General features: G+C 62.4%; 30 protein-coding genes. 25 read left to right on the top strand and 5 right to left on the bottom strand.

The window, feature by feature from the left end; translation table 11 throughout:
• Position 1 precedes the first annotated feature (1 nt).
• From IMW82_RS13365 to IMW82_RS13335, 7 genes are all read left to right on the top strand, one after another.
• The gene (locus tag IMW82_RS13365; protein ID WP_211004844.1) at positions 2–208 is read left to right on the top strand and encodes a hypothetical protein; all 207 of its coding nucleotides are present in this window, start codon (positions 2–4) and stop codon (positions 206–208) included.
• A 132-nt stretch (positions 209–340) separates the two neighbouring features.
• The gene (locus IMW82_RS13360; RefSeq protein WP_211004843.1) at positions 341–781 is read left to right on the top strand and encodes a hypothetical protein; all 441 of its coding nucleotides are present in this window, start codon (positions 341–343) and stop codon (positions 779–781) included.
• Positions 782–864: 83 nt separating this feature from the next.
• Positions 865–1380, top strand: a complete 516-nt coding sequence (locus IMW82_RS13355) for a hypothetical protein (RefSeq protein ID WP_211004842.1) — start codon at positions 865–867, stop codon at positions 1378–1380.
• 32 nt (positions 1381–1412) lie between these two features.
• Positions 1413–1655 (top strand): hypothetical protein, encoded by a 243-nt coding sequence (locus IMW82_RS13350; RefSeq protein ID WP_211004841.1) that lies wholly within the window; start codon positions 1413–1415, stop codon positions 1653–1655.
• Between the two features lie 66 nt (positions 1656–1721).
• The gene (locus IMW82_RS13345) at positions 1722–2669 is read left to right on the top strand and encodes a hypothetical protein (RefSeq protein WP_211004840.1); all 948 of its coding nucleotides are present in this window, start codon (positions 1722–1724) and stop codon (positions 2667–2669) included.
• 58 nt (positions 2670–2727) lie between these two features.
• A complete protein-coding gene (locus tag IMW82_RS13340) occupies positions 2728–3942 on the top strand; it encodes a phosphoadenosine phosphosulfate reductase family protein (protein ID WP_211004839.1) in 1215 nt (404 codons plus the stop codon).
• Positions 3939–5195, top strand: a complete 1257-nt coding sequence (locus tag IMW82_RS13335; RefSeq protein ID WP_211004838.1) for a DNA methyltransferase — start codon at positions 3939–3941, stop codon at positions 5193–5195. The genes IMW82_RS13340 and IMW82_RS13335 overlap by 4 nt, the downstream gene beginning before the upstream one ends.
• A gap of 99 nt (positions 5196–5294) precedes the next feature.
• Here the strand turns inward: IMW82_RS13335 and IMW82_RS13330 are convergent, their stop codons facing one another.
• Positions 5295–5498, bottom strand: a complete 204-nt coding sequence (locus IMW82_RS13330) for a hypothetical protein (protein ID WP_211004837.1) — start codon at positions 5496–5498, stop codon at positions 5295–5297.
• Positions 5499–5885: 387 nt separating this feature from the next.
• On the opposite strand from IMW82_RS13330, the gene IMW82_RS13325 reads away from it, so the two are divergent.
• From IMW82_RS13325 to csrA, 8 genes are all read left to right on the top strand, one after another.
• A complete protein-coding gene (locus IMW82_RS13325) occupies positions 5886–7529 on the top strand; it encodes an ankyrin repeat domain-containing protein (protein ID WP_211004836.1) in 1644 nt (547 codons plus the stop codon).
• Positions 7530–7598: 69 nt separating this feature from the next.
• The gene (locus tag IMW82_RS13320) at positions 7599–8216 is read left to right on the top strand and encodes a hypothetical protein (protein ID WP_211004835.1); all 618 of its coding nucleotides are present in this window, start codon (positions 7599–7601) and stop codon (positions 8214–8216) included.
• A gap of 388 nt (positions 8217–8604) precedes the next feature.
• Positions 8605–9045, top strand: a complete 441-nt coding sequence (locus tag IMW82_RS13315) for a hypothetical protein (RefSeq protein ID WP_211004834.1) — start codon at positions 8605–8607, stop codon at positions 9043–9045.
• Positions 9042–9344: a hypothetical protein gene (locus IMW82_RS13310; RefSeq protein ID WP_211004833.1), complete on the top strand. Its 303-nt coding sequence runs from the start codon at positions 9042–9044 to the stop codon at positions 9342–9344. Before IMW82_RS13315 ends, IMW82_RS13310 begins: the two co-directional genes overlap by 4 nt.
• A gap of 324 nt (positions 9345–9668) precedes the next feature.
• On the top strand, positions 9669–10163 hold the full coding sequence (locus IMW82_RS13305) for a DUF1643 domain-containing protein (RefSeq protein WP_211004832.1): 495 nt from the start codon (positions 9669–9671) through the stop codon (positions 10161–10163).
• Between the two features lie 36 nt (positions 10164–10199).
• On the top strand, positions 10200–10460 hold the full coding sequence (locus IMW82_RS13300) for a hypothetical protein (protein WP_211004831.1): 261 nt from the start codon (positions 10200–10202) through the stop codon (positions 10458–10460).
• A 59-nt stretch (positions 10461–10519) separates the two neighbouring features.
• On the top strand, positions 10520–11194 hold the full coding sequence (locus tag IMW82_RS13295) for a hypothetical protein (RefSeq protein ID WP_211004830.1): 675 nt from the start codon (positions 10520–10522) through the stop codon (positions 11192–11194).
• Positions 11195–11269: 75 nt separating this feature from the next.
• Positions 11270–11470 (top strand): carbon storage regulator CsrA, encoded by a 201-nt coding sequence (gene csrA, locus IMW82_RS13290; protein WP_211004829.1) that lies wholly within the window; start codon positions 11270–11272, stop codon positions 11468–11470.
• A gap of 77 nt (positions 11471–11547) precedes the next feature.
• Here csrA and IMW82_RS13285 read toward each other — a convergent pair whose 3' ends face one another.
• The 4 genes from IMW82_RS13285 to IMW82_RS13270 form a co-directional block, all read right to left on the bottom strand.
• Positions 11548–11988 carry a hypothetical protein gene (locus IMW82_RS13285; RefSeq protein ID WP_211004828.1) on the bottom strand — a complete coding sequence of 147 codons (441 nt, stop codon included), beginning with the start codon at positions 11986–11988 and terminating at the stop codon, positions 11548–11550.
• A 351-nt stretch (positions 11989–12339) separates the two neighbouring features.
• Positions 12340–13113: a hypothetical protein gene (locus tag IMW82_RS13280; protein WP_211004827.1), complete on the bottom strand. Its 774-nt coding sequence runs from the start codon at positions 13111–13113 to the stop codon at positions 12340–12342.
• A 1577-nt stretch (positions 13114–14690) separates the two neighbouring features.
• Positions 14691–15728, bottom strand: coding sequence for a ParB/RepB/Spo0J family partition protein (locus IMW82_RS13275; RefSeq protein ID WP_211004826.1), 1038 nt, complete (start codon positions 15726–15728; stop codon positions 14691–14693).
• A complete protein-coding gene (locus tag IMW82_RS13270) occupies positions 15725–16999 on the bottom strand; it encodes an AAA family ATPase (RefSeq protein ID WP_211004825.1) in 1275 nt (424 codons plus the stop codon). The genes IMW82_RS13275 and IMW82_RS13270 overlap by 4 nt, the downstream gene beginning before the upstream one ends.
• Positions 17000–17485: 486 nt before the next feature.
• Between IMW82_RS13270 and IMW82_RS13265 the strand changes: the two genes are divergently transcribed.
• From IMW82_RS13265 to IMW82_RS13220, 10 genes are all read left to right on the top strand, one after another.
• Complete coding sequence (locus tag IMW82_RS13265; RefSeq protein ID WP_211004824.1) at positions 17486–17680, top strand: hypothetical protein; 195 nt, start codon at positions 17486–17488, stop codon at positions 17678–17680.
• Positions 17681–17685: 5 nt separating this feature from the next.
• On the top strand, positions 17686–18432 hold the full coding sequence (locus tag IMW82_RS13260) for a hypothetical protein (RefSeq protein ID WP_211004823.1): 747 nt from the start codon (positions 17686–17688) through the stop codon (positions 18430–18432).
• The gene (locus IMW82_RS13255) at positions 18429–18827 is read left to right on the top strand and encodes a hypothetical protein (RefSeq protein WP_211004822.1); all 399 of its coding nucleotides are present in this window, start codon (positions 18429–18431) and stop codon (positions 18825–18827) included. Before IMW82_RS13260 ends, IMW82_RS13255 begins: the two co-directional genes overlap by 4 nt.
• 15 nt (positions 18828–18842) lie before the next feature.
• Complete coding sequence (locus IMW82_RS13250; RefSeq protein ID WP_211004821.1) at positions 18843–19175, top strand: hypothetical protein; 333 nt, start codon at positions 18843–18845, stop codon at positions 19173–19175.
• On the top strand, positions 19172–20032 hold the full coding sequence (locus IMW82_RS13245; protein ID WP_345777134.1) for a S1/P1 nuclease: 861 nt from the start codon (positions 19172–19174) through the stop codon (positions 20030–20032). The genes IMW82_RS13250 and IMW82_RS13245 overlap by 4 nt, the downstream gene beginning before the upstream one ends.
• A gap of 3 nt (positions 20033–20035) precedes the next feature.
• Positions 20036–20824, top strand: a complete 789-nt coding sequence (locus IMW82_RS13240; RefSeq protein WP_211004819.1) for an alpha/beta hydrolase — start codon at positions 20036–20038, stop codon at positions 20822–20824.
• A 13-nt stretch (positions 20825–20837) separates the two neighbouring features.
• Positions 20838–21698 (top strand): signal peptidase I, encoded by an 861-nt coding sequence (gene lepB / locus IMW82_RS13235; RefSeq protein ID WP_211004818.1) that lies wholly within the window; start codon positions 20838–20840, stop codon positions 21696–21698.
• A 94-nt stretch (positions 21699–21792) separates the two neighbouring features.
• Positions 21793–21993, top strand: a complete 201-nt coding sequence (locus tag IMW82_RS13230) for a hypothetical protein (protein ID WP_211004817.1) — start codon at positions 21793–21795, stop codon at positions 21991–21993.
• A gap of 12 nt (positions 21994–22005) precedes the next feature.
• Positions 22006–22959: a recombination-associated protein RdgC gene (locus tag IMW82_RS13225; protein ID WP_211004816.1), complete on the top strand. Its 954-nt coding sequence runs from the start codon at positions 22006–22008 to the stop codon at positions 22957–22959.
• 25 nt (positions 22960–22984) lie between these two features.
• Positions 22985–23986: a DUF6694 family lipoprotein gene (locus IMW82_RS13220; protein WP_211004815.1), complete on the top strand. Its 1002-nt coding sequence runs from the start codon at positions 22985–22987 to the stop codon at positions 23984–23986.
• Positions 23987–24216: the final 230 nt, after the last annotated feature.

Here is a 24216-nt window from a genome sequence, read left to right as displayed (position 1 = left end):
CATGAGCCAGTACACGCCAGAACAGACCGACCTCCGCCACCTCATGTATGCATCGGTCCAGTTCGATCACAGGGGTGCAACGGACCTCAAAGCTCCCGAACTCGCGGCCCTGGTAGCGCGTGGCTGGATGCATGAGCTCGATGATGGTGACTACGAGATCTCCGATACCGGCAAAGCACTTCTCGACGCTGTCATGGACGTCAAATAGTCGGCCGAAGAGGGGTTGAGCGCACATGCCGAACGCCGACGACTTCTAGAAAACCTGGCCGATCTTGGCTCCAATCCAGGACATGGCAGTCTCACTCAGTAAGAACGGAATTCGCACCAACAGGACCACGCCATGACTGACATCTCAACCGCCGCCACGGCCTTCGCCGATCCTGCCTTCCGTGCGGCACTGGCTCGCCTCGTCAACCTCGCCAACGACGCGACGGCGCACCTGCAGCAACGGTCGGCAAATGACCCCGATGGGGTGACCCTTGCAACCCAACTCGGTGAGGCCATCAAAGCCGTCGACGCGGTGGCGGAGAACACCCTTGAGGACCTGGCTGAACCGCCCATTCGTCAAACGCAACGGTTTACCGTTTTCATTCAGCAGGCGGACGGCCACGGAACCACTCACATCTCCGTGCACTCCGTGGTGGATGCCGATACCGCCATCCAGAAGGCACTCGAGCAGACCGGTGCGGATTGGTGCGTGCGTGACACGACGGACTTGCGCGTCCTGGGTGTGGTCAACGGCGACGTCTCCGTCCAGCGTTGGGATCCGTGGGCGGAATGATGGACGCCGCAGGCGATTTGCAGTCATCGCAACAGTCGGAGCGCGACATCCCCGCCCCGGCACACCACTTCAGGAGCAATGCCATGGGTCCGTTCACGCATCACTGCTACAGCGACGCTGAAGTAGCCGCTTTGGAGCTGAAGCTCTCGGAGCAACGAAGCGCGTTCAATCGCGCTGACGGGTGGCGATTTCTCGCGGGGGCGGCCATCGCAATTTCGATGTTCGTAACCATGGGAGTCTGCTCGTCGGCAATCGACGCTGCCACCAACCAGAGTTCGCACACCCCTGTGGCCTTGTATGTCTGCCTCACCCTCATGATCACGACGCTCGTGGCGTTTGCGGTGTGCGCGTACCGCATGCCCCCGGAACCGGACGATCTGAGTTTAGGGGCATTGGGGAACGACTATTTGAAGAACGCTCTGGAATGGAGCCAGGCCCACCCGGAGCTTCGCAAGGCGGTCGCGACCTGGCTTCGTGACGGTAAGCAGTTGCGTGTGCGCGATCTCGATGCGATTGAGCGATATGCGCGGCAAGCAGATAGGGAACGCGAGCGTACCGAGACACTCGAAGCGTTGAAGAACGGCGCAAGCTTGGTCTGAAGACGCGGCTTCCAGGCAAAGCGGACAACACCATGCCCCACGTAGTCATCGACGGCATCCAATATGTGCCCCGCGCCGATGTGGCTGAAATGACTGACGAACGCCTCCAGGCTGCACTGCAGGAGTTGGTCTCCATTCAGTACTTCCAGGAACGTCACAAAGCTGTCGCCCAGGCATGGAATGCACTTCATGCACTGGCGCCGGAGCTGGCGAAGCTGGCCGCCGAGGATCCGCGAGCGGCATTCGAAAGAGTCCACGGCGCGCAGCAGCGGTGATGTCCTGACCGCCTGGAGCGCGAAGACAAGCTGCGGCAATACGCTCACCCATTGGAATCAGGATCCATGACAAGTCGTGCCGACTTAACCTGGCTTAGCCCGACACCAGAGCGCGCCAATGCCCACCCTGGAGAGACTCCTCAGCTGCGTATTGGCATTCCGCACACCGGAGGCGCGTTGTGTCAGGCCGCATGGAACTCGGGCCTCCCGGTCATGGTGTCGGCATCCGCCTTTTGGGACCGCAGAGCGCTTCGCTTCCGCACTGACGGCCATTTTAGCGCGCTGCAAGACTGTGACTTTGCGCTCGACTCGGCGGGCTTCACGGCGATGCTCAACTGGAAGCGCCTTGGGCGACAACCAGGAATGCTTGGCGTCTTCCCGTGGTCGCTTGCCGACTATGTCAACCTGATTGGTGTACTTCGACCGGCGTGGGCATCACAGCCGGACATGTGTGTCGAACCGGAGATCGCCAACGACGACGAAGTGCGCCGGTATCGCATCGAGGCGACAGCGGCAATGCTCGACGCACACCTGACGCTCGTGGCGCGCTGGCAAGACCTCGGTGCCTTCTGGCTCGCGCCGCCGGTGCCGGTACTTCAGGGTTGGTACCCGGACGACTACGTTCGCAGCCTCGATCTCATGCAGGAGGTATGGGCGCGACACGATGATCGCTTTGATGCGCCTGCACTGATCGGCATCGGGAGCATGTGCAGGCGATCGCTGCGTGATCGAGAAGTGGGAATCATGTCGGTACTCGATCAAATCCTTCCGCGGCTGCCGTCCAGGGCTGTCGTGCACCTCTTTGGAGTCAAAGGTGCCGCCATGGCCGAACTGGCGGACATTCCAGAGGTAGCCTCGTTTGACTCCATGGCGTGGGACTTCAGCGCGCGCGTCGCAGCACGGAACGCCGGAGGCTCCTGCAGCATGGCGCATCGCATTCGAGTGATGCGCGACTGGTATGAGAAGCAGCGGCCGGCACGTGCGGCCGACCACGTCATCCCGATGTGCGCGTGATCTTTTCCACACGAGCTGCGGGGAAAGACTGTTGCCATACCCTACCTAGGACACCGGCATGGATGGTTCCAGTCGTCACGTCGCTCTGACACCCGAGATTGAGGCACTACTCGCGACCGATGCGGTGGTCGCCGTTGGGGTCAGCGGCGGCAAAGACAGCCAGGCGGTCGCCCTCGCTGTGGCGAGGCACCTGGATGCCATCCATCATCGTGGACCTCGCATCCTGGTTCACGCGGATCTCGGCCGCGTGGAATGGAAAGACTCACTGGCAGTATGTGAACGTCTGGCCGAGCACCTTGGGTGGGAGCTGCTCGTCGTGCGACGTGCGGCCGGCGACATGCTAGACCGATGGGAATCCCGTTGGCTCAGTCGATCGCGCGCCTACGTCGAGCTTGAAACCGTGAAGCTCACGCTACCTTGGGCTTCACCGAAATTGAGGTTTTGCACGTCTGAGTTAAAGATTTCGCCGATCAGTAGCGCGTTGCGGAAGCGGTTCCCAACGGGCCCCATCGTATCCGTCGACGGTGTGCGCGCACAGGAAAGTCTGGCGCGCGCCAAGAAGGCTGCCAGCTCGCCAGCGACGAAGCTCACTCGCCGGGAACATGTCGGCGTGAACTGGCACGCGATCCTGCCGTGGTCCATCGAAGATGTGTTCGCCGAAATTGATGGTGCCGGTCTCGCGCCACACGTCGCCTACCGAGTCCACGGGTCCAGCAGAGTGAGCTGCAATTTCTGCATCATGGGTTCACTGGCGGACCTGACCATTGCCTCCAAGCTCGACGAGCACCTCGATACCTACTTGGCTCTGGTCGACCTTGAGTGCCGCTCGACGTTTGCTTTCCAAGGCAATCGCTGGTTGGCCGACGTTGCTCCGGATCGAATCGGCGAGGACCTGCGCACGAGGATCTCGCTGGCGAAGACGTCGGCTACAGCCCGCCGCGCCGCTGAGGCGAAGATCCCTCCCGAGCTCCTGTTCGACAGCAAGGGCTGGCCATCGTTTGTCCCTGACGCATCACAGGCCAAACTGTTGGCCGACGTGCGCCGTCAGGTCGGCGATGCCGTGCACCTGCCGGTGCAGTACACCGACGCTGAGGCCATTCGGTCCCGGTACTCGGACCTGCTCACCACACGCCTCGCGAAGGTGAGCATGACGGTGCGCGCGATGAAAGGTGTGGCCATCGATCTGCCGGGCCGCACCGGACAAGATATCGCTGATGGGATGACGGATCGAAGGCCTCGGCCAGAATCGCTTCCCGTGGAGACGGTGTCGTGAGCGCTGTCCCGACCCAGCTTCAGCTATTTGCGGCCGTCGCGGCCGCCTATGCCGACGCCGCCGGCGGCCGCCTTGACAATGAAGGCCTGTACATCGCCGCGGGCGATCGCGCTGGAGTGCCGGAAGGTGAGCGGCGCGGCCGCAGACCGGTCGGGACATCGGCGCAACCACGCAACCTGTTCCACAGGGCGGTGCGTTGGCACCAGCAGACCCTCAAGCACATGGGCGTGTTGCGGCGCGTGCCCGGCGAGCGTGGCGTGTGGGAACTCGCCGATCGCACAGGTAGCGGACTCCATCGTGCGTTGCCAGGTGTGCGCCTCGTCGCGTTCTCGACGACGTTGGGCGTCGCCATCTGGGGCGACTGCATCGACACCTTCGAGAGACTCGATAGCCCTATTACCCTCTGCATTACCAGCCCGCCCTACTGCCTTTCGGTCCCCCGTTCGTACGGCAACCCCAAGGAGGCCGACTACACGGACTTCATCGTCGCCAGCCTCAAACCCATCGTGCGACACCTGGTGCCGGGCGGCAGTATCTGCCTCAACCTTGGGCAAGACATTTTTCTTCCCAACTCCCCCGCCCGTTCCATGGTCAACGAGCGCGTCCTGCTCGCCCTCCACGATCGGCTGGGCCTGAAGCTGCTGGACCGACTCGTGTGGCATAACGGATCAAAGCCACCTGCCCCCACCCATTGGGCCTCGGTGAAGCGCGTGCAGTTGAATGCTACGTATGAGTTCATCTACTGGCTCTCCCCTTCACCGGAGCTGGTTCATGCAGACAACCGGCGGGTACTGCAGCCTCACACGAAGAAGCACCGCCGACTGATCGACGCAGGCGGTGAGCGCCGCGATGCGGTCTATGGCGATGGTGCCTATCACGTGCGCCCGGGCAGCTTCAGCAACCCGACCACCGGCAAGATTCCTCGCAACGTCCTGCAGTACGGCGGCCGATGTGCCGACACGCTTCGGTACCGACGTGACGCGGCCGCACTCCGCCTGCCGGCGCACGGGGCAACCATGCCGTTGTCGGTTCCTGACTTCCTCATCAGATTCCTGTCCGAACCCGGCGACATAATCGCTGACCCATTTGGCGGTACCGTCAAGACCGGAATTGCAGCCGAAAGGCTCGGCAGGCGCTGGATGGTCACCGAGCACATGCTCGATTTTCTTCGTCCGGCCGCCGAGCGCTTCCGTGACTTCGACGGCTTTTCGATGCCTGACGACGTCGAGGTTTGGCCATGCAAGGCCGCCTGAGGATGATGGGGCAGCTGTCAATTCAGGGCGACCTTTGCAAGCGGCCAGCACGGTGCACGCTCTGGGCACTTGTCGATGAGTGATGCCGTGATGGCCGAATCAATCGCCCGGGTTGGCCGATCCTGTACTCGACGCCTGCAGGAACCGTGGGGACGTGGTGACGCGACCGACAACGACCACGATGGTCTTGGGATACCCACCGACGATGACTATCGGCTGCTCGAAGAACACGGCGGCTTGTCCGCGCTTGAACGTGTTGGACTTCACGCCGTGGCAGATCGCCTGAGCTTTTACGGAGGACACGACGATGGCACATGATTCGCACGGACACGCCCCGACCGCCGGGTGGTCAGCAAGGCGATGGGTTAGCCAGGAGGACGCGTTCCACCTGTGGGGCCCCGGCGGCGTCGAGTGCGACGTGATGCCGGACGATGATTCCGAGGCAGGGATATTCCTGCGCGCCTTGGCGCAACACCTTGAGGATTTCAGTCGTAGGAGGGACGGGCTGTGACGCGTGTCCCCGACTTATTACTATGATCCGAACCGGTACGGTGAATGTCTGACTCTAATGGCGCGTCACCAGCATGGTGAGCGGGTTCTCGCTCGACACCGTTCACCTAGTCTCGCTCGACAGCTACGACCCAGTCTCCATGCGCCAGTCCTCCCCTTCCTGTTGAGGTACTTCCTGTGATGTTCACCCACGATCACGACTCACCGTTCCCGGTCCTTCGTCACTGCACCTGGAAACACCTTTTGCGTGAACTTGAGGCGGGACACCATCGTGCGTTGATCAAGTCAGGCCACCTGCGGATGGAGGGTCATAATGACTGCACGGCCAACCACTTCAGGCTGGCCCCCGTCGTTGCGCTTGCCTACCTTATCGCGAAGTCATGCTCGGACATCGACCGTAGCCCTACGCTTCGCGTGGTCGTGATGGCGGGTGAGGAATTCGCCATCGCCGATGGTGGCCGCTGGTATCGCCTGCTGGGGGATCTTCTGGGCGAGACGGTGGCCATTGATTTCACGATGCTGCTGGCGCCGACCATGGATGCCACCGGCCTGACAGATACCTATGATGCCTCGCTCAACCGAGCGCTGCTGGCTATGCCTCCAAGCACCTCGCGCGTGTTGCGATTAGCGGACTACCTGGCCGAAGGGCATTCGCCGGACATCCTTTACATCCCCTTCGTTCCTATGGCGGATGTTTACAAGACACTGCTGCAGGCTGACATGCTTCCGGAGCTCTTGGCCCGTGGAACGACCCTGATGGGCGTCAACCTGGCCAGTTGGGCAGAACGCGACACGGCGCTGGCCCTGTTCGAGGCCAACGGTGTGGGCGAGGGCGAGGCGATCGATTCGCCCTATGGACTGGGTGAGTGCATGAGCTGCCCGGATGACTGGTCGATGGGGCGCTATGGTTGGGTCGTTCGCCCAACAGTGGATGAAGTCGCGGACATCAACTGGGGACGGATTGCGGAAATCACGCGTTTCTGGGGCCACTTCGGCGGTGACCTCAGCGAGGGACATGATAATCCGCATGCGGGACTATGGTTGCAGTTGGGAGCAGATCGGCAGGGTGTCCTCGCCGGCACCCGTGGTCGCGGCGTCAACCTGAAAACGCGCCAGATGTATTCGGTCGACTATCTGGATGACGGCGGTCACATGCTGGAGCACTTAGGCGATGTCCCTAACCATTTTGAGCTTGATCTGCCACACGAGGGAATGTCGCGCCTGGACCGAGCGATGTACGCCGATCATGCAATGGCCATGCCTTTGTTTCCGGGGGACATGAAGGAAATCATGCAGGACGCCAAGCACGAACTCATCAGCGGCCGGCTCAACGACTTCGTTGTCTCTTCCCTAATTCAGGGCGGCTACACAGGAAAGGGAGCCCAAGAACAGCTGGAGCAATTGGCAACGATCCTTGGGGGTGAGAGCGGTGTCGAGGCCGGCGTCCCGATTTTTGTAGCAGCGGACAGCAACAACGTGCCCGGAATCGTGGCCGCCGTCAAAGCGGGACAAGATCCCAATATGCGCGATGGCGAGAAATGGACGCCGTTGTGCACGGCCGCCTCCTGTGGCGCGACGGACGCAGTGACCGCGCTGGTTGAGGCTGGCGCGCGCGTGAACGATCCTACGTCTTTGGGCTGGCGTCCTATCGACCTCGCCATCAACCGGGGCCATGCTAAAACCGCCATCGCGCTGCTCGACGCGGGAGCGGAGATCGACAACCCTCCCAACCCGTTCGTCATGAACGCACAGGCCATGCTGCGGTCATCGCTTGCGCCAGCATCAGTGCTCGCGTGGCTGGCAGCGCGTGGCCGTACCATTTGACGATTGCGGATCGCTCGCTAAGCTAACCAGTGCCTTGCAGGATGTAACGCGCAGCGGAGGGCAAACAGCATGGTGAATTCGATCTACGACACCGGGGGTCGCCCGGTCAACCGTGTGACCAAGGAAGTCGTAGGCAGCGGCGAACATTACGAGCACGTTCCGAAAGGCGAATCCAACGTCGATCAGAAAGTGGCCTACTCAACGCGGTCACTCGCGGAGATTCCGCTCAGCATTCGCAATCTGCTTGGTTACAAGTTTGGACGCCTCACCGTAATCGGCCTTGCATTGGTTCCGAACCGATGGGTAGTGCGCTGTAGTTGCGGGGTGTACAGCCTCCGCACCACGAAGGCCATCCGCAACACGAAGAACAACATCGACTGTTGCTTGTCGTGCATGCACCAGCTGTATCTCCGCCGACGGGAGCATCACGCGCGCACCGGGCGCGACATAGAGCTTGCGGAGCTTCCAGGGGCATGCCCGAACAAGCCGGCTCCGCCACCTCCGGTAAAGACGGGGGTGTACAAGTCGCGAACCATTGGCACGAAGGATTTCACAGCCAGACCGTCGGCAAGGCCGGATGATCCGGTTCACTACACTCAACGGCTCACGCAGCTGCCTACTTCAATGCAGTCGGCGTTGGAAAATGCGATTGCAGGTAAAGTCAAAACGCAGCAGGAGCGGTCATGAGTCTGTTGGGGTGACACTCATTAGCACGCGACCCCATCTCCCAGACAGCAGCCACGCTACGCGATGCAAGTCAGTGTTCCACTTACCCACGTGACCTGAGCGTACTCGCGGACGACGGTCGATACTTTGCTACCGCGTACCGAAGGGATATCGTTGCGCTGAAAATGGGGCTCGCGCGCAGCCTAGTCTTCGCCGGTCTTGAGCGGTGGGGGGCATCGGCGATGCTTGAAGGTTTGTAGGAGGACCCCGCGTGGGGCGACCTCGCCGGTTTCGGAAACGTCGCAACTAGTGGGACGTCGTTTGATGCCGTGGATCTGGCTTTTGACCGATCTTTCAGGCCATCAGGAAAATGGTTACATCGGTGTACCACCTCGCACCGAGACCGATCATGTCCACTGCTGCCATTGCCCTGAGCGCCGCCGATTCCCTGTTAGCCATTGATGCCCTCTTGAAAGGCGAGTGGGACAACCCTGTCCTCATGGCCGTAGGCCCGCTGCCGGTCGATCGCCTTGATGTCGTGCAGCTGATCGTCCAGCGCGCGCTCGATGGCGAAGTGTCGGCGGTGGAACGCGCTCGTCTTGCCTGCGTAGCCGTCGAGGGCATGGAACCGGCGCAACTGCGGACGGCGACGCCGGGCAAGTTCACCGCCGCGCTCAGCGTCTGTCAGTGCCTCATGACATCGCCCGACCTGCAGGGATTCAACGCCGAGCAGGATGACGATGACGACGTCTCGGGAGGTGACGCGGTTTCCGTGCTAGGAGAGCTGTGGGAGACGATCCGCGAGGCGGCCGGCACCGTGAAAAGCACGGAAGAAGGAGCACAGAGGTGAGCAAGCAAAAACAGGCGGCGGCCGGCGTGAATGCACCGCCGGCGATGCAAGCCTCACCGCATCCCCATCTGCCCTATATCCTTGCGATCGCCGACAGGCGCATCCCGGTGCGCGACCTGTACGACGCCTCGGCCGTCTATCAAGGCGAGCGCGACTCCTCCGGTGCGGGCATGTCGACATGGCTGGAAGGCCAGATCTACCTTGGCACCGAGTATGTGGCCCGCGTCTCCTACAACGGCCGCGTCTGGCGCACCAAGCCATGGGTAGATGGCGACGTGCCACTGCTGGAACCGGCATGAACCGCCGCGGATCCAACGGAGACCTTTTCTGCAGTGGGTGTGGCGAGTCGTCTTGGGTCTCGCAATGCGAGACCTCGACAGGCGACGATACGCCTGCCAATGGCCAAGGAGGCTGATCGTGGATAAATGGGTGGTTCTGGAATGGATAGATGGACGGGCCACGGAAGTTGGCCGGCTCTCCCGCTGGGAAGACGCCGATCTGTTGCGAACAGGCCTCGCCGGTACGGTAAGCATCGATTCTGCCGAATCGTGGGAGCAGAACCGGGCGCGTGACGAGCGGAGACAGGAAGTTACTCAAGAGGTTGGTGCGCTCGCGCTATGAGCATGATGTCGATATCGCCCATCGATCCGTCGATTCGCGCCACCATCTTCTCTCCGGATCGGATGTACCGCTATGCGCTCTGGCGGGAGGTAGACCTGCTCGACAGTCGGTACGTCCTGTTCATTTGTCTCAACCCGTCGACCGCGGGTGAGTTGGAGGATGACCCGAGCGTTCGGCGCATGGTCGACTTCGCGAAGCGCTGGGGCTTCGGAGCGCTGTGCGTCGCAAACCTGTTTGCATACTGCTCAACCGATCCTGACGTCATGAAACGCGCAGCGGATCCTGTCGGGACTTTCAATGACGAATGGCTCGTCGCACTGGCCAGTCGAGCCTCGCTCGTCGTCGCTGCCTGGGGCAAGGAAGGGTCACACCTGTCCCGAGCCGACCAGGTCACCGAGCTGATACCCAACCTTCATTGCCTGGTGCGCAACCTTGATGGGAGTCCTAGGCACCCGCTGTATGTACGAGCCACCACCCTGCCCTCCCCTTACCCGTAACCACCACGACTACTCGTCGCCAGAAGGATTTGTCGCATGCGTGTCACCGTCTCACTTCATTCGCGTCTCGTCATCATCCTGTCGATCGTCGCCATCGTTGGTGTCGTCGGTACCGTCATCGCCGGATGCATCGTTGTTGCCCGCGAGCCGACCACCTGGTTAGGCCCAGTCGGTCCGTGGCACACGTGCGCCTGGTTTGCCGTGGACACGGGCGTGACTGTCGCCTTGGCGTGGGCCGCCTGGACGATGGCCGACCTCATTGACGCATTGCGTGGACGCCAGACCATCAAGTCATGAACTTTGCGCGCCGGCGAGGGGTGCGATAACGAGACGCCATCTTTCATGCGGCGACCGCCATGAACGCACAACTCGCCTTTGTACCCCTCGGTACCAACGACATCGACCTTGCTCGCCTTGACGCGACCTGGAAGGCTGTCGAGGCCATCAGCGGGGAATTCGTGCGACGAAGCTATCTTGCCAGCGGCATAACGATGGCGACGCGAGGCGGAGCCACCACGGTCACCTATCGTGGTGTGGCTGTCGCGGCCATGCCTGCGCGATTCAGTCGACGGGATCTGTTCCGGACGCTGATTGATTGGCTCTACGCACAAGGCAGTCGCGTGTTCGAGGTCCTGGCTTCGCAGTGGGTTCCTACCTTACCTCTCCCTGCCGGTCATGTGCTGCTGGTGGACGCCGCCGCCGAGCTGAGTTGGGTGAAGTCCATTCGTTCGAATTCGGTGTCGGTCTTTGTGAAACCCAGGGAGGGGCTTCCGACCGGGTCCGTCGAGTTGAACGCGGAGTTCCGGATCTTCCTCGATCGCCCTCGGGCGGTTCTATTCATGGACTGCGATATTCCGTCCCGACAACCGTGGCCAGGACCGCCGCCACCCCGCTCGGACTTGATGGCCGGCCGCGATCGCTCAATCGTGTCTCCAACGTACGGGGAGCTGGCGGCCGAGTTGCGTCGACGATACCAATCGGGTCTTGCGGACCTGGCCAGTCTGGTCGCGATGACCCGGACGTGTTCCTGACGCCGGTGACGGGCTGGAGTGGGCGCGCGTGCTCGCGCATAATCGACGCCTCATCCACGTGACAAGGATCTGTCCATGCTTATCCTCACCCGGTGTGTCGGCGAGACGATCACGGTCGGCGACAACGTGACGATTACCGTGCTCGGCGTCAATGGCAATCAGGTGCGAATCGGTACGCGCGCTCCACGGGACCTGCAGGTGCACCGAGAGGAGATCTACCAGCGTATCCGGGACGAGAAGCAGAATCTTGCGGGCAAGTCACCTCGCCAGGACTGACGTCGGCACGTGACGCATCGGGCCGGCGAAGCAAACTTCACTTCCGCGGCTGACCTCTGGGCTCTGTGCCGGTGGCGTCAGCCCGTGGCCACCTGTTGCTCCGTGAGGAAGGCCGCCAACGACTCGACGGTTGTGGTGCCGGCGGCGATGGCTCGCTCGGCGACGTCCAGGACCGCCAGCTGGTCGGTCAATCGCAGCCCCTCAAAGCGGTAGGCCAGTGAACCGACTTCGGTGGCAGCGTGACGCTCCTTCGACAATTGGCGGAGCCGCAGACCGACCAGGAGCGCGTCCGTCGCGCGTTCAACCCGCAGGTCGCGGATCACTGTCGTGAGGCAGTGCCAATCAGCAACGGACCATCGTGCCGGCACGAGTTCTCGAATCAGCGATGCGTACCGGTCAGCGAGTCTGTCGATGCGGCCAGAGACGCTGTCGCCCTGCACTCGCCCGCTGGCGAGCAGATCTCGCAGGTGGGGGCCGATGAAAATCGTGGTCCGATTCGGGATGCTGGGCTGGGCCATGGCGGGTTCTCGGGGCGAGGTATGCGGTCAATGCACGGTTTATCATACCGATTGTGCGGGGGAGACGGTGACCGACAATCGAGGACTTGAGTGGACAACCGTCCAGTCTACCGGCCGTTGACGAGTAAAGCGTTCACCGATCAATGACTTACGCGTCAGTCGGTGCCTTTGGTGACGGGGGGTCGAGTTCCACATGGAACGGTCACAAATTGTTCCACGCTCTGAAAATGATTTATTAATCAACAACCTAACCGCTGTTGGCTCAAAATGTTTCACGGCAAACCTCGTTTGGTTGGTAGTGAGATATAGATCAAGAGCCTAAGAGCAACAGCAAGAGCAAGAGCCTCTGGGTTAGTGCACAGTTTTCTGTGCGTCGCACGCTGAAGTGGTCGTGGATCGGATGGCGCGTTCCACCGCTCCCTGCCAGTCAGCAGTGAAACCGCGGGGCGTCTTCCAGCGGTGATTCGAGACGAGCGAAAGCCCGGCACGAACGCCGCCGGCGAGGTCACCCTTTCCCAATTGCTTCTGCATGACCTGGAAGGCGATCTCGTCAGCGACGACGAGAGCCCTGCCCTTCCCGACAATGGCTTCCAGCTGGTACATGTTCTGCCAGAGCGTCGAGGCGACCACGTTGTTCGCTATGACGCCCGTACGGGTGGACTTGGGAGTCACGGTGCTGCTGGGGAGCGGACGTTCCTTTGGTGGAACCAGACGACGCAGCAGCGCCACGTCGTCGTCAGACAGAGCCCAGGACGGATCGACGATCAGGGGGCTGCCACCTCGTGTCTGTGAGGCGGCCAGCCGTGCTTCGGCTGGAAGGCGGCCAATCGCCTCCATAAGTTCAACGGGCGACAGTGTGACCCGGGCCGGGTCGGACGGTTCGGTCTGATGCTCCTGTGCTTTCGCGTGCTCGTTTAGTCCCTCGTCGTGCAGAATCGGGGCCGAATGGAACGAGCGGCCCACGGCACCGATCAAGTTGGAGAGAGGCTCTGCGACCTCGTCAATGACCCGGGCCGGGTCACGCGGCCGGTCGGCTTCACTCTCGACATCGGGCATTTCTCCAGTCGGTACGTATTCCGCTGCCGGAGCGTCCGCAACATGCTCCAGGGCTGCGAATCCGTTCACTCCCTGCCGTCCCTCTGCCCACGGGCCAGCCAAGTGCGGAGTGACCCGGCCCGGGTCACCTGTGTCTCGGGGCCGTTGCCGAGTCCCGTGGTGCCGTTCATCGGAGGAACCGTTGCGACGAGCGAATCGAGAACCGCCTACCGCGCTGACCCGGCCCGGGTCACGGGCCACCTGCGCAAGGCGGAGCGCCATCCCCGCAAGACTGGTTCGGGTAGGAGCCCCGCGAGCTGCGATGGTTGTACGTCGTACGAGACCCGCCTCCTCCGCGGCCTGGTACGCCGCACCGATCGTGTTTCTTGACACATTGAGGCGATCGGCCATCCAGTCGACGGGAACGGCTTCGGTGTCGATGCCGTGGCGCAGGAGGCGTGCGAGCGTGTCCAGGACCACGCGGTAAGCGGCACCCGAGAGTTCTGCGCGCACGAGGTGATCGAACAACGAGATGACGGCCTCGACGGGAGCCGAGGATGCGCCGGCGCTTTGCACCGGGGATGGAAGCGTTTGCACACGGGCTGATTGCCGTGCTGATGAGTTCAACATGGGGCTCTCCTAAATTGATAGGCAGAGCGCACCCGTTGACGGCCCGGATGGGTCAGAGTAAGGTCGCAAGTGTCACCTGTGCGTTGTCCTTTCCCTGCTCCACCTGGATACCGCCTTCGATGAACCCCTTGGTTGGCGCCTGGGGGTTTTTTCGTTTTCTGGGGTACGCCAGTTGTTGTCGAGCGATCTGCGCTACGTCATGGCGAACCCTCCCTGGATTGGGGTGCTGACCCGGGCCGGGTCAGGCGGAAACACGTAGTCCAGATCGGTACGTCCGAGCGACCTGTACCGACTCAACCGAAACGCTTGACCCGTGAGTGACCCGGGCCGGGTCACGTGGCAGGGTTGCCATGCGGCGGTGTCGACGCCTGCCGCAGCGCGATGACCATGACCTTCCAACGGGCGGCAAGAACCACGACAGACCACGCTGGCGGGAGCAGGGCCAAGATTGCAGCCGCCCTGGGGCCTGCTGTTCCACTTTGACTTCCAGGCTGATGCAGGCAGGCTCGGCGACCCTCCACCATCGGTAACAGATGAAGGTGGCTCGGCGTGATCGAGCGAGCCGTGGTTGGCCCTGACCCGGGCCGGGTCACGCATCACGACCCGCGGGCTCGCGCGCATGGCGAAACGAGAGCGGCTGGAAGCTGGTCGGACTGCGGCCGACACCGGTGGCGATCCTCCGGGTGAGTGTCGTCCGGCCGCGTCCGCGATCGCTCCGAGGTGCTCCCTAAGGAAACCCGCCAGAGACCGGGACAAACACCGAACCGCTGACCCGGCCCGGGTCACGCCACGATCGCCAAACGGCGAACGAGAGGTAGGAATCGGTAAGGCCCAGACGGACCCGTCGAAGGTGAGTGGGGCGACCCGGCCCGGGTAAGCGCATCCCTGGCTCCGATGAGTGCGATTTGAGAATCGGTCCCACGTTGCCCGCAGGGGAACACTTGGCCCCGATTTCCCTCCCCAGAATGACAAAGGCCCGGGAAGTCCCGGGCCTTTGTTTGGTGTCGCCATGAGGCGACGTGGAGGGCAGGGTAGCGTCACGTACCTGATCCTTCCTCTTCGCGCCAGTTCACGACAAGATCCTGGATGCGCTGGAGCAGGGCGTCGGGGGCGTCTTTGTACAACACGACAGCCGGGCAACCATGAACCAGGCGAATCCGCCCCAGCACAGAGCCCTCGCGCGTGATCACCTTGTTGCGAGACAGGACGCCCGCAAGGCGGCGATAGATGGTGGCCGGACGAAGCCCTGCCTGGCCAACGATGCCACTGATCTCCGCCTCAACACGTGGGCGGTCAGCTTGCCACGCCTCGACCAGACGATCGACCCACTCCACGCGAATCTCGCGAGGATCCGGAAACGCCGCGATGATCGCGTCAGGAAGGTCTGCAAACTTCAGCAGGCGCTGCACAATTGACTGGGAAACACCAAGTTTGCCGGCCAAATCGCGGCCAGACACGAATGTCTTCTCGGCGATTAATCCGCTGTAGTGCCTGCCCAGCTCAAACCCGGATAGTTCCTTACGGCCGGAGTTCTCCGACCGCATCTGCTTCAGCAACTCCTGGTCGCTGTAGGCATGCACTTCCGCCTTGAACGGGAGGCCGAGCTCGAGACAGGCGGCATGCCGGCGATGACCGGAGGCCAGTTCGTAGTCGAAATTGGGATCGCCCTCGATGGGGCGAACTTTGGCAGCCTCCGTGTTGCCACCGGTGCCCCTGATCAGGTCACACAGATCCTTGAAGGCAGCGTCGACAAACGCGTTGGGGTGGCGGTCGGCAAAACGGCTGCGCCTGACCCGGGCCGGGTCAAGCTTCAGCGCGAGGTCAGCACCCTCAATTTCCTTGGTCTTAGCATTAGCGCGGGCTTCGGCTTCGGCCTTGTCGCGCGCCAGCTCATCCACCTTCGCTTCTGCGTCGGCCAGGCGTGTGCGCAGCGATTCATTGGCGTTGCCCACCATCATCCCGACGGCAGTTCCTGGAGCCGACAGTGAGCGCTTGGTACCAGGGACTGCCGCGGCCGGCTTCATGCCTTCCGAGATCGAGTCAAACAATTTGTCATTCTTGGAGGAGAGGCTCATGCGACACGCTCCTGCCTTTCAGGTACGGCCACATCTACGGCGTCATCGGCAGCAGGAAGCTCCTCATCGAAAAAGTCGGCCTCGGGGTGGTAGACCACGTCCCATTCCTCCGGCTTCTCCCAGACGTCCCAGGTGTGGCGAAGGGCATCGTGCAGCTGCGCGTACGCCTTGTCGAACGCCTCGCGCGCACGCTTGATGCTCCGGCTGCTGCCCTCGTACTTCTCGACGTCGTAAACGGTCTGGAAGTCCGAGCTGGCGTTGGTTGCAACGCGAGTAGCCGGGATCACGTCAGGGAGGAGCCAGTCCTCGCAACCCATGGCCAGCAGCTTGCGGATGAACTGCGTCGACTTGTCCTGCTCATCGACGCGGGTCTGAAGCACGTGCACGGCTTCCCAGAACTTGGGATGGCCACCAGCCTGGCGGGCCTGCGTGAGCACGTCGCGAAGGAGGGACCAGAAGATCACCGAGCTCGCGAAGTCCAGGCTCGATGGTGGTACCGTCATGAGCAGGTGATCTGAGGCAAAGATACCCGTCGACGTCAGGAAACCGAGCGCCGGCTGCGTGTCGATCAGGATCAGGTCGTAGCGCTTGCGCAGGGCGGGGAGCTGCTGCGCCAAATACTCGAAGATCTCGCCACCCCAGTCTTTTGCCGCCGCGGCCAGTGCGAACTCGCGGCTGTACAGGTGCTGGTTGGCCGGGATGAGGTCGATGCCAGGCCAGTACGTCGGTCGACAGACCCGCTCGATGTCGACGGGCTCGTTGCCAAAGATGCCTGCGGCAGATTCTTCAATAGAAACATCGAGATACGGCGACACGCCAAAAAGCGTGGTGGCCGACGCCTGGGGATCGAGATCGATGACAAGGCAGTTGTATCCGCGTGCCGCCATGTATTGGGCGGTGGTCACCGTGGTCGACGTCTTGGCAACGCCGCCTTTGAAGTTGGCCACCGTCATGACGATCCCGTGGCCTTCCGCATACGGGTGCTTCAGGCCCACCTGGTTCGCCATCGTGCGCACTTCTTCCAGCGTGTAGTACGTGCGGGAGCCGGTGCGATCGCCACCGACAAACTTTCCGTCGGAGACACGATGGATAAACTGGCTCTTGGTGAGGCCCAGCGTCTCAGCGGTCAGGTTGAGGTTCAGGCGCGGTGCGACCTTGCGTGAATCCGGCCGGAGCGCGGCTTCTTTGACTTTGTTGAGGACGAGTTCCATCTGGGCAGCCCGTGCCTCGATGTCCGCGCGTCCGATGCGATAGTGGCGTTGCTTGTCCATTGACTGAGTCCCGTGTGCGTGATCGCCATCGTGGCTCGGCGTCGCCTGGCATTCCTGAGCGGAAAATCCGGCGCTATGGGTACCTTCGTACCCCAAATGAACGTCCGTGCCAAAAATAGGTACGCGGGAATCATCCACCATCGGGAACGGTCGCGCAACTGGTGCGGCCCGAAAGAATGTCCAGTCACGACCAAATTCCCGCTTCCGCACAGCGGGACGCTCCCCTTGAGCCATACCTGCTTCCTGAAATCCAGCAACAGGGCGACAGCGTACCCAGCCGCCGGCAGCGTAGCGAAAGGAAACTGGGCAGATATTCGCCGATTTACGCCGAGTCCGCGTACCGAAAATAGGTCCGTAACGGCGCAGTTTCCGTGCGCAGGCCAGTCAGCTCCCGGGGAAAATCATGTCTCGACGGCGGAACAGCTCCGATCTTTTGGACTGTCACGCCAGCAGCACGATTGCGCATCGCCTCAGGAGCAACCTTCAATGGATCGACCCTCGGTTACCGTGCCGTCCACACTGGACGCCGATCGCCACACCGCGCAAACAAGGCAGGGCGCATGGGCAGGGATTCGAGCGGTAGCTCGGGCATTCCTGATCAGTCTGGTGGTGATCGCCGCCTGCATCGTTGCCGTCATGGTGGTCTGCTACGTCGCAGGCCTCCGGCTCGGACCGAACTGATCGCCATGCGCATCATGGAGCCACAGCGCGTCCCATGGAACAGCAGTTGGCGCTGGTGTCGTGAAGCGGCGCTACTGTCCGGCCGGTGCTTGGCACCGTGCATCCTGGTTGCGATGACCTTTGGTTTGTTGGTGCTGATGACGGTGGGTTCTCCGGTCAGCGATCTCGCTTCCTGCATCGGTCTCCTCTGCCAAGCACTGCAGGTCGCCTTCATTCACGCCACTGAGCATCGCCGCGGGTACCTCGCAACAATTCTGCAGGCGCGGTCAGGCTGGCTCTCGCTGATCACTCTCGCCGCCTGCTGTTTTCTTGGCGTATGGGGATTGCGGGCGGTCGGCTGGAGCGCATCGAGCTACCCGGAAATCCACGGTCTGTGGATCCGCGCGTCGCTCATGGTGATTGACCAAGCCTGCGGCTGGCTGTTGGCTCCACCCATTTTGCTGTTCGTACCCCTGCTCGTGACGGGCCTTCCAAGCGCGGACTCAGCAAGCCAATTGGCGCGCAAGGGCACCTTGGTCAACCTCAAGCCCTTGGCGATCCCCATGGTCGGGAGTCTCGTCTTCTCGGCCATCGTGCGGCTGGTCGCCATGGCAACTTGGCCTCCCATTCTTCTTGTCGTTGCTCTGGCGCTGCAGCCCTTGCTAGCCGGCTACATGTACGCCGCCTACCGACACGTCTTTCTTGGCCTGCCACCTATCGAGGAACGGCGGGCGGCCTCATCCCATTCCCTCGCCACGGAAGGTTCCACATGATTCAGATCACCTTGTCCAAGCTCCTGTTCGACCGTGACTCCGGTTTCCAACGGCAAGCCCTCAACCAGGACGCGCAGGCCGGCATCATGGACGCCATCCGCTCCAACCCGGGCTTCGCGCGTGAGCGCATCGAGGCTGTCGTCGCCGATATCAACGACCAGGTGGGCAGGGGAGACTCGCCCGATCCCATGGTCATTCTCGATGCTGATCGCGCACTCACCCTCTACGCACATGCGTGCGAATGCCACGAGGAAGCCCAGCACTTCGCACACGCTGTCGCTTCATTCCTCCGTGGTGCGTACATCAAGGCGCACGCGCTGCGCGCATGGGACGCACTGACACCAGATCAGCGGCATCAGGCGGCTGACCCCTCGAAGATCGTCGTCAACTACTGAACCGGGAAATCAATCATGTCCGCAAGCGAAACGCTCAAGCAGATGGCGGGTCTCCCGCACGTCCTGGTGCTGGAGTCCGATCGGGGAGGTGCGCCAGAGGAAGTTCTGAACCTGATGAACGGCATGCGCGCGAGGCTGGCGAAAGATCGCAGCGGCTGGCTCAACGGTATCGGCAAGGACAAGGTGCTTGAGCTTGTGTTCCCCGCATCCTCCATGGAGCACGACAAGAAAAAGGACGTCCATGTGCTCGATACGACGCGCACGTTGACCACGTCCCAGGAACAGCAGCTGCTAAGTGTCTGGAGTGCCCAGGCCAGTAGCCTTGCTCCCTCGGTACCCGCGCCATGAAGGATTGGGTATCCACTACGAAGCGACGAATCCTCACGATGGGATCGGCGATTGCTGTCGTCGCGCTCGCCGGCGGGTTCTGCTCGAGTCCGGCCCACGCGTGGGGGCGAGAAGGGCACGCCATTGTCGCCGCGATCGCGGAGGCTCACCTCAATCCGGTCGCACGAGCGGAGGTCCAGCGCCTGCTAGCGATCGAGCCGGGAGCTACGATGGAAAGCATCGCCGCGTGGGCGGACCAGCACCGAAACCGTGACACCGCGCGTTGGCACTTCACGAACTTTCCCGAGGGCGAATGCCACTATCGACCGGAGCGCGACTGCGCATCCGGCGAGTGCTTGGTCAATGCGGTCGACAATGAAGCGGAGATCCTTGGCGATCGAAGTCAATCCGACGAAGTCCGTGAGCGCGCACTGAAGTACGTCATCCACCTCGCCGGCGGCGACAGTTCCCAGCCGCTACACAACTATGGGCCAGGCAAGGGTGCCAATGCCTATCAGGTCCGTTTTGACGGGCGCGGTACCAACCTGCATTCCGTGTGGGATTCCGGACTGATTCGGGAGATGGCCCGAACGCGAAGCTGGTTCGGGATGGGTCCGCCGGGAAAGCCCGACTACCGCGCGTTGACCGAGCGCCTGGTGAAGAAGTCGATGTCGATGCCGCCGGCTTCATCGACCGATCCGCAGGATTGGGCCGAAGCCGCATGTGCGGTGGCCAACTCCCCGGGGCTGCTGCCTTCGCGCAGCGTGGGAGAGGCCTACGTCCAGCGGTGGACGCCCGTGGTGGAGCAGCAGCTCCTGACTGGCGGCTTGGATCTGGCGGCGCTCTTGAACCTCGAACTCAGCGGTAAGGCGGAGTAGGGCATGCGCAGTTCCAACCCGATCATGCTGGAGGCCAGGTATCGGACGTGGGCGATGGCATCGGCGGTAGCTGGACGCGCCGTTCGCGCGCAATCGCGAATCCGCCGCGCCTTGTACCCGGGCAAGGACGATGGACAGGACACGGTCATCTTGATTCACGGCCTCTGGATGGGCAGCTCCTGCATGCGTGTGCTTGGCCGTTTGTACGCGCGGGCAAATCATCGCGTCGTGTTTATGGACTACCTCTGCGACACCGATCCCTCGGCTATCTACCGCACGATCGCAACGCATGTCGCCCGCGCCAATGCCCTTGGCAGCCGCGCGCATCTGGTCGGCCATAGCTGCGGCGGGGTGCTCGCTGTGTCGTCGTGGCTGCAGAGCCAGGGCCACCTGGCCGTGGATTCGATTCTGTGTCTCGGTTCGCCTCTCAACGGCAGTCAGGCGGCGCGCCGCCTGCTTGCACACCCTGCAGGTAAACGAGTGCTCGGGCGCACAGGCGAGCTGCTGGTGCATCCGCTTCCCGATGGGCGACCCAATGGCGGTGGCCCTGTGCCTCGAATTGCCATGCTTGCCGGCACGCGACCCGTCGGTGCCGCGCGCTGGCTCGGTGCGGTCAGTGACCAAAGCGATGGAACCGTAGAGCTCGCCGAAACCCGATGGCCTGGTCTCGACCAGCATGTGGCGATTGACTGCACCCACCGAGGATTGGTCCATTGGCCCCATGTGGCGGCCCTTGCCGTGGCCTTCACGGAAGGGCACGCGCTACCGAGCACGAACCTCTCACACGAATAACGACCGGATTGCCATGGACGACAAAGCCGTCGCTGTACTCACAGTTCTCTCTATTACTTGCTTCGTGCTTGCCATTGGCCCAACGCGCGCAGTGCTGAGCCGCTGGATACCATCGCAGGCGCGCGCGCTGGCGCGCTTTGCCACGGGCCTTCTCGTTGTCACTGGAGCACTGCTGGCCGGGCTCGGCAGTGTGGCGATGCCCTACGTCATTCCTTCAGGCTCCATGATTCCGACACTCGCCGTCGGCGACGTGATCCTCGTCAATCGCCTGGCTTACGGCGTGCGTACACCGTGGGGGCAACGGCTCACCACAGGACACGGACCGACCCGTGGCGATGTCGTGGTGTTCCGGTTCCCGGGCTTCCAGTGCCCTGACGGCGCGCACGTGGTTCGTAGTGCCGATCAAAGCTGCATCGATCCAAGCAAGCCAGTCGCTTCGGAAAACTGGGTGAAGCGGGTGATTGGCTTACCAGGGGATCGCGTGAGCATGCGTGGCGATGATCTCGTGATCAACGGAACGAAGGTCACCATGTCCCACGTCGGAAAGTATCGCGGCGACCTTGGTCAGCCCGATGACCGAACGCTCATGGCGCACGATGGGCAGGTCTGGAACGAACATCTCCCCGGAATGACGCACCAGGTCGCCATCATGTCGGGCTACAACATGGCCGATCCCATTCCAGGCAAGGTCGTGCCTTCGGTGCTTCCTGAGGACTGCTATCTGGTCCTGGGCGACGACCGACACAACAGCATCGATGGTCGATGGTGGGGCTGCGTGACGCGCAACGCCATCGTCGGCCGCGCCGACCGGGTGCTTTTCTCCTGGGCAAGTCACGATGGTGCGCCGTCGCGCACGTGGATGGCCGTCCGCTAGTCCACGCGAAACTCGCCGCCAAACCACGTCGTTTCCGACCAGTCACGGACAGCGTCCGACCTACACTGGTGTCGATATCAAGGAGTCAGTACCCATGGACAAGGTCAAGCGCCTGAATCTCATCAGGCAGGTAGCCAATGGCGATCCCATTTCGCCGCCGCCGAACGTGCCGCCAACCGTTGCATCGCTCCCTGCTCAACGTCGCCGTCGCGGCCCAACTCCCTTCATCACACCGACGGAGCCGTGGCGGCATCGCGCGCTGCCCAATGCGATGTACCTCGTCTTGTCACGTTAAGGAGAATCACCGATGTTCAGGAACCTCTCGTTGTTTCGCTTTTCCGCCGCAGTCTCCCGAGACCTCGAACGCCTGCCGGAAGCGCTGGCCGATCACCGCCTGCGTCCATGCGGCCCGGGTGAGATGGGTACGCGCGGGTTCGTGCCGCCGGTGGGTCGGACGGCAGAGGATGCGTTGCATCGTCGCCTGCAGGATCGGCAATTTCTGGTCGTCGGTACCGAAACGAAGCTCCTGCCCGCGGGAGTCATCAACGACGAGCTGGCGCGCAAGGTGCAGAAGATCTCCGACGAGGAGGGTCGCCCTGTCGGCGGTCGCGAGCGCAAGCGACTGAAGGAAGACGTCCTCAATGAGCTCCTGCCTCGTGCATTCGTGCAGCAGTCGCGCATGGGTGCCTACGTCGACACCGCGCAGGGATGGCTGGTGATCGATACCGCCAGTCGCAAAGCCGCAGAAGAACTTCTGTCGCAAGTGCGAGAGGCGCTGGGGAGCTTCCCGGCCGTGCCGCTCGCACCCGAAGAAGGCCCTCGCGTCCTGATGACGGATTGGCTCGCCGGAGGGAACCTGCCCAGCGGCTTCGCGCTGGGCGATGAATGTGAACTGCGCGACCCCGCGACCGCGACCGGCGCGCGCTGGAAGGGTCGCGCTGAAGACCTCAGCAGTGAAGAGGTCCGGGAACATCTGCGCAACGGAAAGCAGGTCTTTCAGCTGGGCCTGGTCTTCGCCGATCGGCTGTCGTTCGTGCTCGGGGAAGACCTGGTGATCCGCAAACTCAAGCTCCTTGATGTTTGCATGGACACGCTCGATACCGACAACAACGACGCCGTCGGAGAATTCGACGCCATGAATACCCTGCTCGCTGGCGAGGTTGGCGCACTCCTTGCCCGTCTCGCCGACGTCTTTTCCATTCCTCGACCGGCTGACGCCGACGTCGCGGACGCGGGAATCGAGACACGCAAGGCCGCGTGACCTGGCCGCAAGGAGAACCATCACCATGACGCGCCCCCTCATTTCATCGGTCTTGACCCGTTGCGTGTGCACGCTGGGAGTTCTGATCACGCTGTCAGGATGCCAGCGGCCGGTCACCATCGACGCGGCCAACCACAACGCTCTGGACACCTCCCTGCAGACGCTCGCGAAGGCTGCACCGACCGTCGACCGGAAGGAACTCGCCGACGCGGTGGCGTACTTCAATGCTGCCTACTTCAAGGGAACGCCTGACGAACGGCTCCCGGATTGGCACGCCGTGCAGGACATGGATCGCGCGGAGTTCCTCCACTTCGTCTCGATTATGCGATCTGCCACGGCTCCGGCGAAGAGTCTTCCCCCGGACGCGCCCGACCCGGAAGTGACGCGCAGGTTCCTGGAGACGCTGCAGCTCGAGCACGACCTGCTTGTGGAACGCAAGGATCAGGCGCATTCGGACGGTCACTACACGGTGGATCAGTTCGACTGGGCGCAGCCTTTCTTCACGCCGCCGGCTCCCACCGATTCGGTGCTGACCTCGCAGGCGACGTTCATGCTCAACTTCACGAACAGGACTGAATTCAACGTCTACCCGCCGACGTTGCATCTGTCGATCGTCGACCAGGACAAAGGCGTTCCGGTGTTCGATGAGGATCTGGATTACCTTCCGGAAGAGACGAAGAAAGTCAGCACGAACACCATGAAGCCGGGCATCGGTTGGAATCACCCGGACCCCATCGCGCCCAACAGCCCGACCTTGCTGCGTTACGTCTGCTGCCAGCAACTCAAACGACCGGTGGCCAACAAGCTGATGGAGAACTTGCCAAAGAACGCGAAGTTCGAATACAGCATGACGGCGATCCAGGACTACACCGAGCACGACGAACTCGACCACACCACGTACACAATGGCCGAGAACACAGCGCTCGTGTCCGATGACCGCTGCATCGCTGACATCAAGTCGCGCATGAAGACATGGACACCGGAATCTGCCATTCCGGCATGTCGCGAGGGGCACGGTGAAGACTGAGCACTACCTCATTCCCATCACGCTGGCGGCCTCGGTTGTCTGGCTCGCACCGTCGGGCTTGCCGTGGGCAGTTCGCACGGCCGCCGGGTTCGTGGTTGGGGCTGGGCTGTTTGCCTGGTGGATGTTTGTCCGCGGCAAGCGTAGGCAACCGACCCAAGCGCCTGCCACGACATCGAGGCGTCGGCGTGGGCCGGTTCGATCCAGCGACGCGGTTCTCTTGCGGTGGGCGA

Source organism: Rhodanobacter sp. B2A1Ga4, assembly GCF_018101315.1.
Lineage (GTDB): Bacteria > Pseudomonadota > Gammaproteobacteria > Xanthomonadales > Rhodanobacteraceae > Rhodanobacter > Rhodanobacter thiooxydans_A.
The sequence above is the reverse complement of the archived record's forward strand: the minus strand, read 5'-3'. Positions and strand labels throughout refer to the sequence as shown.

What these genes read in the sequence shown, in the direction of transcription:
- IMW82_RS13315 (WP_211004834.1), top strand. Translation starts at nt 8,605, where the DNA reads ATGTCCACTGCTGCCATTGCCCTGAGCGCCGCCGATTCCCTGTTAGCC.
- IMW82_RS13300 (WP_211004831.1), top strand. Translation starts at nt 10,200, where the DNA reads ATGCGTGTCACCGTCTCACTTCATTCGCGTCTCGTCATCATCCTGTCG.
- IMW82_RS13355 (WP_211004842.1), top strand. Translation starts at nt 865, where the DNA reads ATGGGTCCGTTCACGCATCACTGCTACAGCGACGCTGAAGTAGCCGCT.
- IMW82_RS13220 (WP_211004815.1), top strand. Translation starts at nt 22,985, where the DNA reads ATGACGCGCCCCCTCATTTCATCGGTCTTGACCCGTTGCGTGTGCACG.
- IMW82_RS13255 (WP_211004822.1), top strand. Translation starts at nt 18,429, where the DNA reads ATGATTCAGATCACCTTGTCCAAGCTCCTGTTCGACCGTGACTCCGGT.
- IMW82_RS13230 (WP_211004817.1), top strand. Translation starts at nt 21,793, where the DNA reads ATGGACAAGGTCAAGCGCCTGAATCTCATCAGGCAGGTAGCCAATGGC.
- IMW82_RS13345 (WP_211004840.1), top strand. Translation starts at nt 1,722, where the DNA reads ATGACAAGTCGTGCCGACTTAACCTGGCTTAGCCCGACACCAGAGCGC.
- IMW82_RS13295 (WP_211004830.1), top strand. Translation starts at nt 10,520, where the DNA reads ATGAACGCACAACTCGCCTTTGTACCCCTCGGTACCAACGACATCGAC.
- IMW82_RS13360 (WP_211004843.1), top strand. Translation starts at nt 341, where the DNA reads ATGACTGACATCTCAACCGCCGCCACGGCCTTCGCCGATCCTGCCTTC.
- IMW82_RS13270 (WP_211004825.1), bottom strand. Translation starts at nt 16,999, where the DNA reads ATGGACAAGCAACGCCACTATCGCATCGGACGCGCGGACATCGAGGCA.
- IMW82_RS13245 (WP_345777134.1), top strand. Translation starts at nt 19,172, where the DNA reads ATGAAGGATTGGGTATCCACTACGAAGCGACGAATCCTCACGATGGGA.
- IMW82_RS13250 (WP_211004821.1), top strand. Translation starts at nt 18,843, where the DNA reads ATGTCCGCAAGCGAAACGCTCAAGCAGATGGCGGGTCTCCCGCACGTC.
- IMW82_RS13225 (WP_211004816.1), top strand. Translation starts at nt 22,006, where the DNA reads ATGTTCAGGAACCTCTCGTTGTTTCGCTTTTCCGCCGCAGTCTCCCGA.
- IMW82_RS13275 (WP_211004826.1), bottom strand. Translation starts at nt 15,728, where the DNA reads ATGAGCCTCTCCTCCAAGAATGACAAATTGTTTGACTCGATCTCGGAA.
- IMW82_RS13285 (WP_211004828.1), bottom strand. Translation starts at nt 11,988, where the DNA reads ATGGCCCAGCCCAGCATCCCGAATCGGACCACGATTTTCATCGGCCCC.
- IMW82_RS13240 (WP_211004819.1), top strand. Translation starts at nt 20,036, where the DNA reads ATGCGCAGTTCCAACCCGATCATGCTGGAGGCCAGGTATCGGACGTGG.
- IMW82_RS13305 (WP_211004832.1), top strand. Translation starts at nt 9,669, where the DNA reads ATGATGTCGATATCGCCCATCGATCCGTCGATTCGCGCCACCATCTTC.
- IMW82_RS13325 (WP_211004836.1), top strand. Translation starts at nt 5,886, where the DNA reads ATGTTCACCCACGATCACGACTCACCGTTCCCGGTCCTTCGTCACTGC.
- csrA (WP_211004829.1), top strand. Translation starts at nt 11,270, where the DNA reads ATGCTTATCCTCACCCGGTGTGTCGGCGAGACGATCACGGTCGGCGAC.
- IMW82_RS13265 (WP_211004824.1), top strand. Translation starts at nt 17,486, where the DNA reads ATGGATCGACCCTCGGTTACCGTGCCGTCCACACTGGACGCCGATCGC.
- IMW82_RS13365 (WP_211004844.1), top strand. Translation starts at nt 2, where the DNA reads ATGAGCCAGTACACGCCAGAACAGACCGACCTCCGCCACCTCATGTAT.
- IMW82_RS13260 (WP_211004823.1), top strand. Translation starts at nt 17,686, where the DNA reads ATGCGCATCATGGAGCCACAGCGCGTCCCATGGAACAGCAGTTGGCGC.
- IMW82_RS13320 (WP_211004835.1), top strand. Translation starts at nt 7,599, where the DNA reads ATGGTGAATTCGATCTACGACACCGGGGGTCGCCCGGTCAACCGTGTG.
- IMW82_RS13350 (WP_211004841.1), top strand. Translation starts at nt 1,413, where the DNA reads ATGCCCCACGTAGTCATCGACGGCATCCAATATGTGCCCCGCGCCGAT.
- lepB (WP_211004818.1), top strand. Translation starts at nt 20,838, where the DNA reads ATGGACGACAAAGCCGTCGCTGTACTCACAGTTCTCTCTATTACTTGC.
- IMW82_RS13340 (WP_211004839.1), top strand. Translation starts at nt 2,728, where the DNA reads ATGGATGGTTCCAGTCGTCACGTCGCTCTGACACCCGAGATTGAGGCA.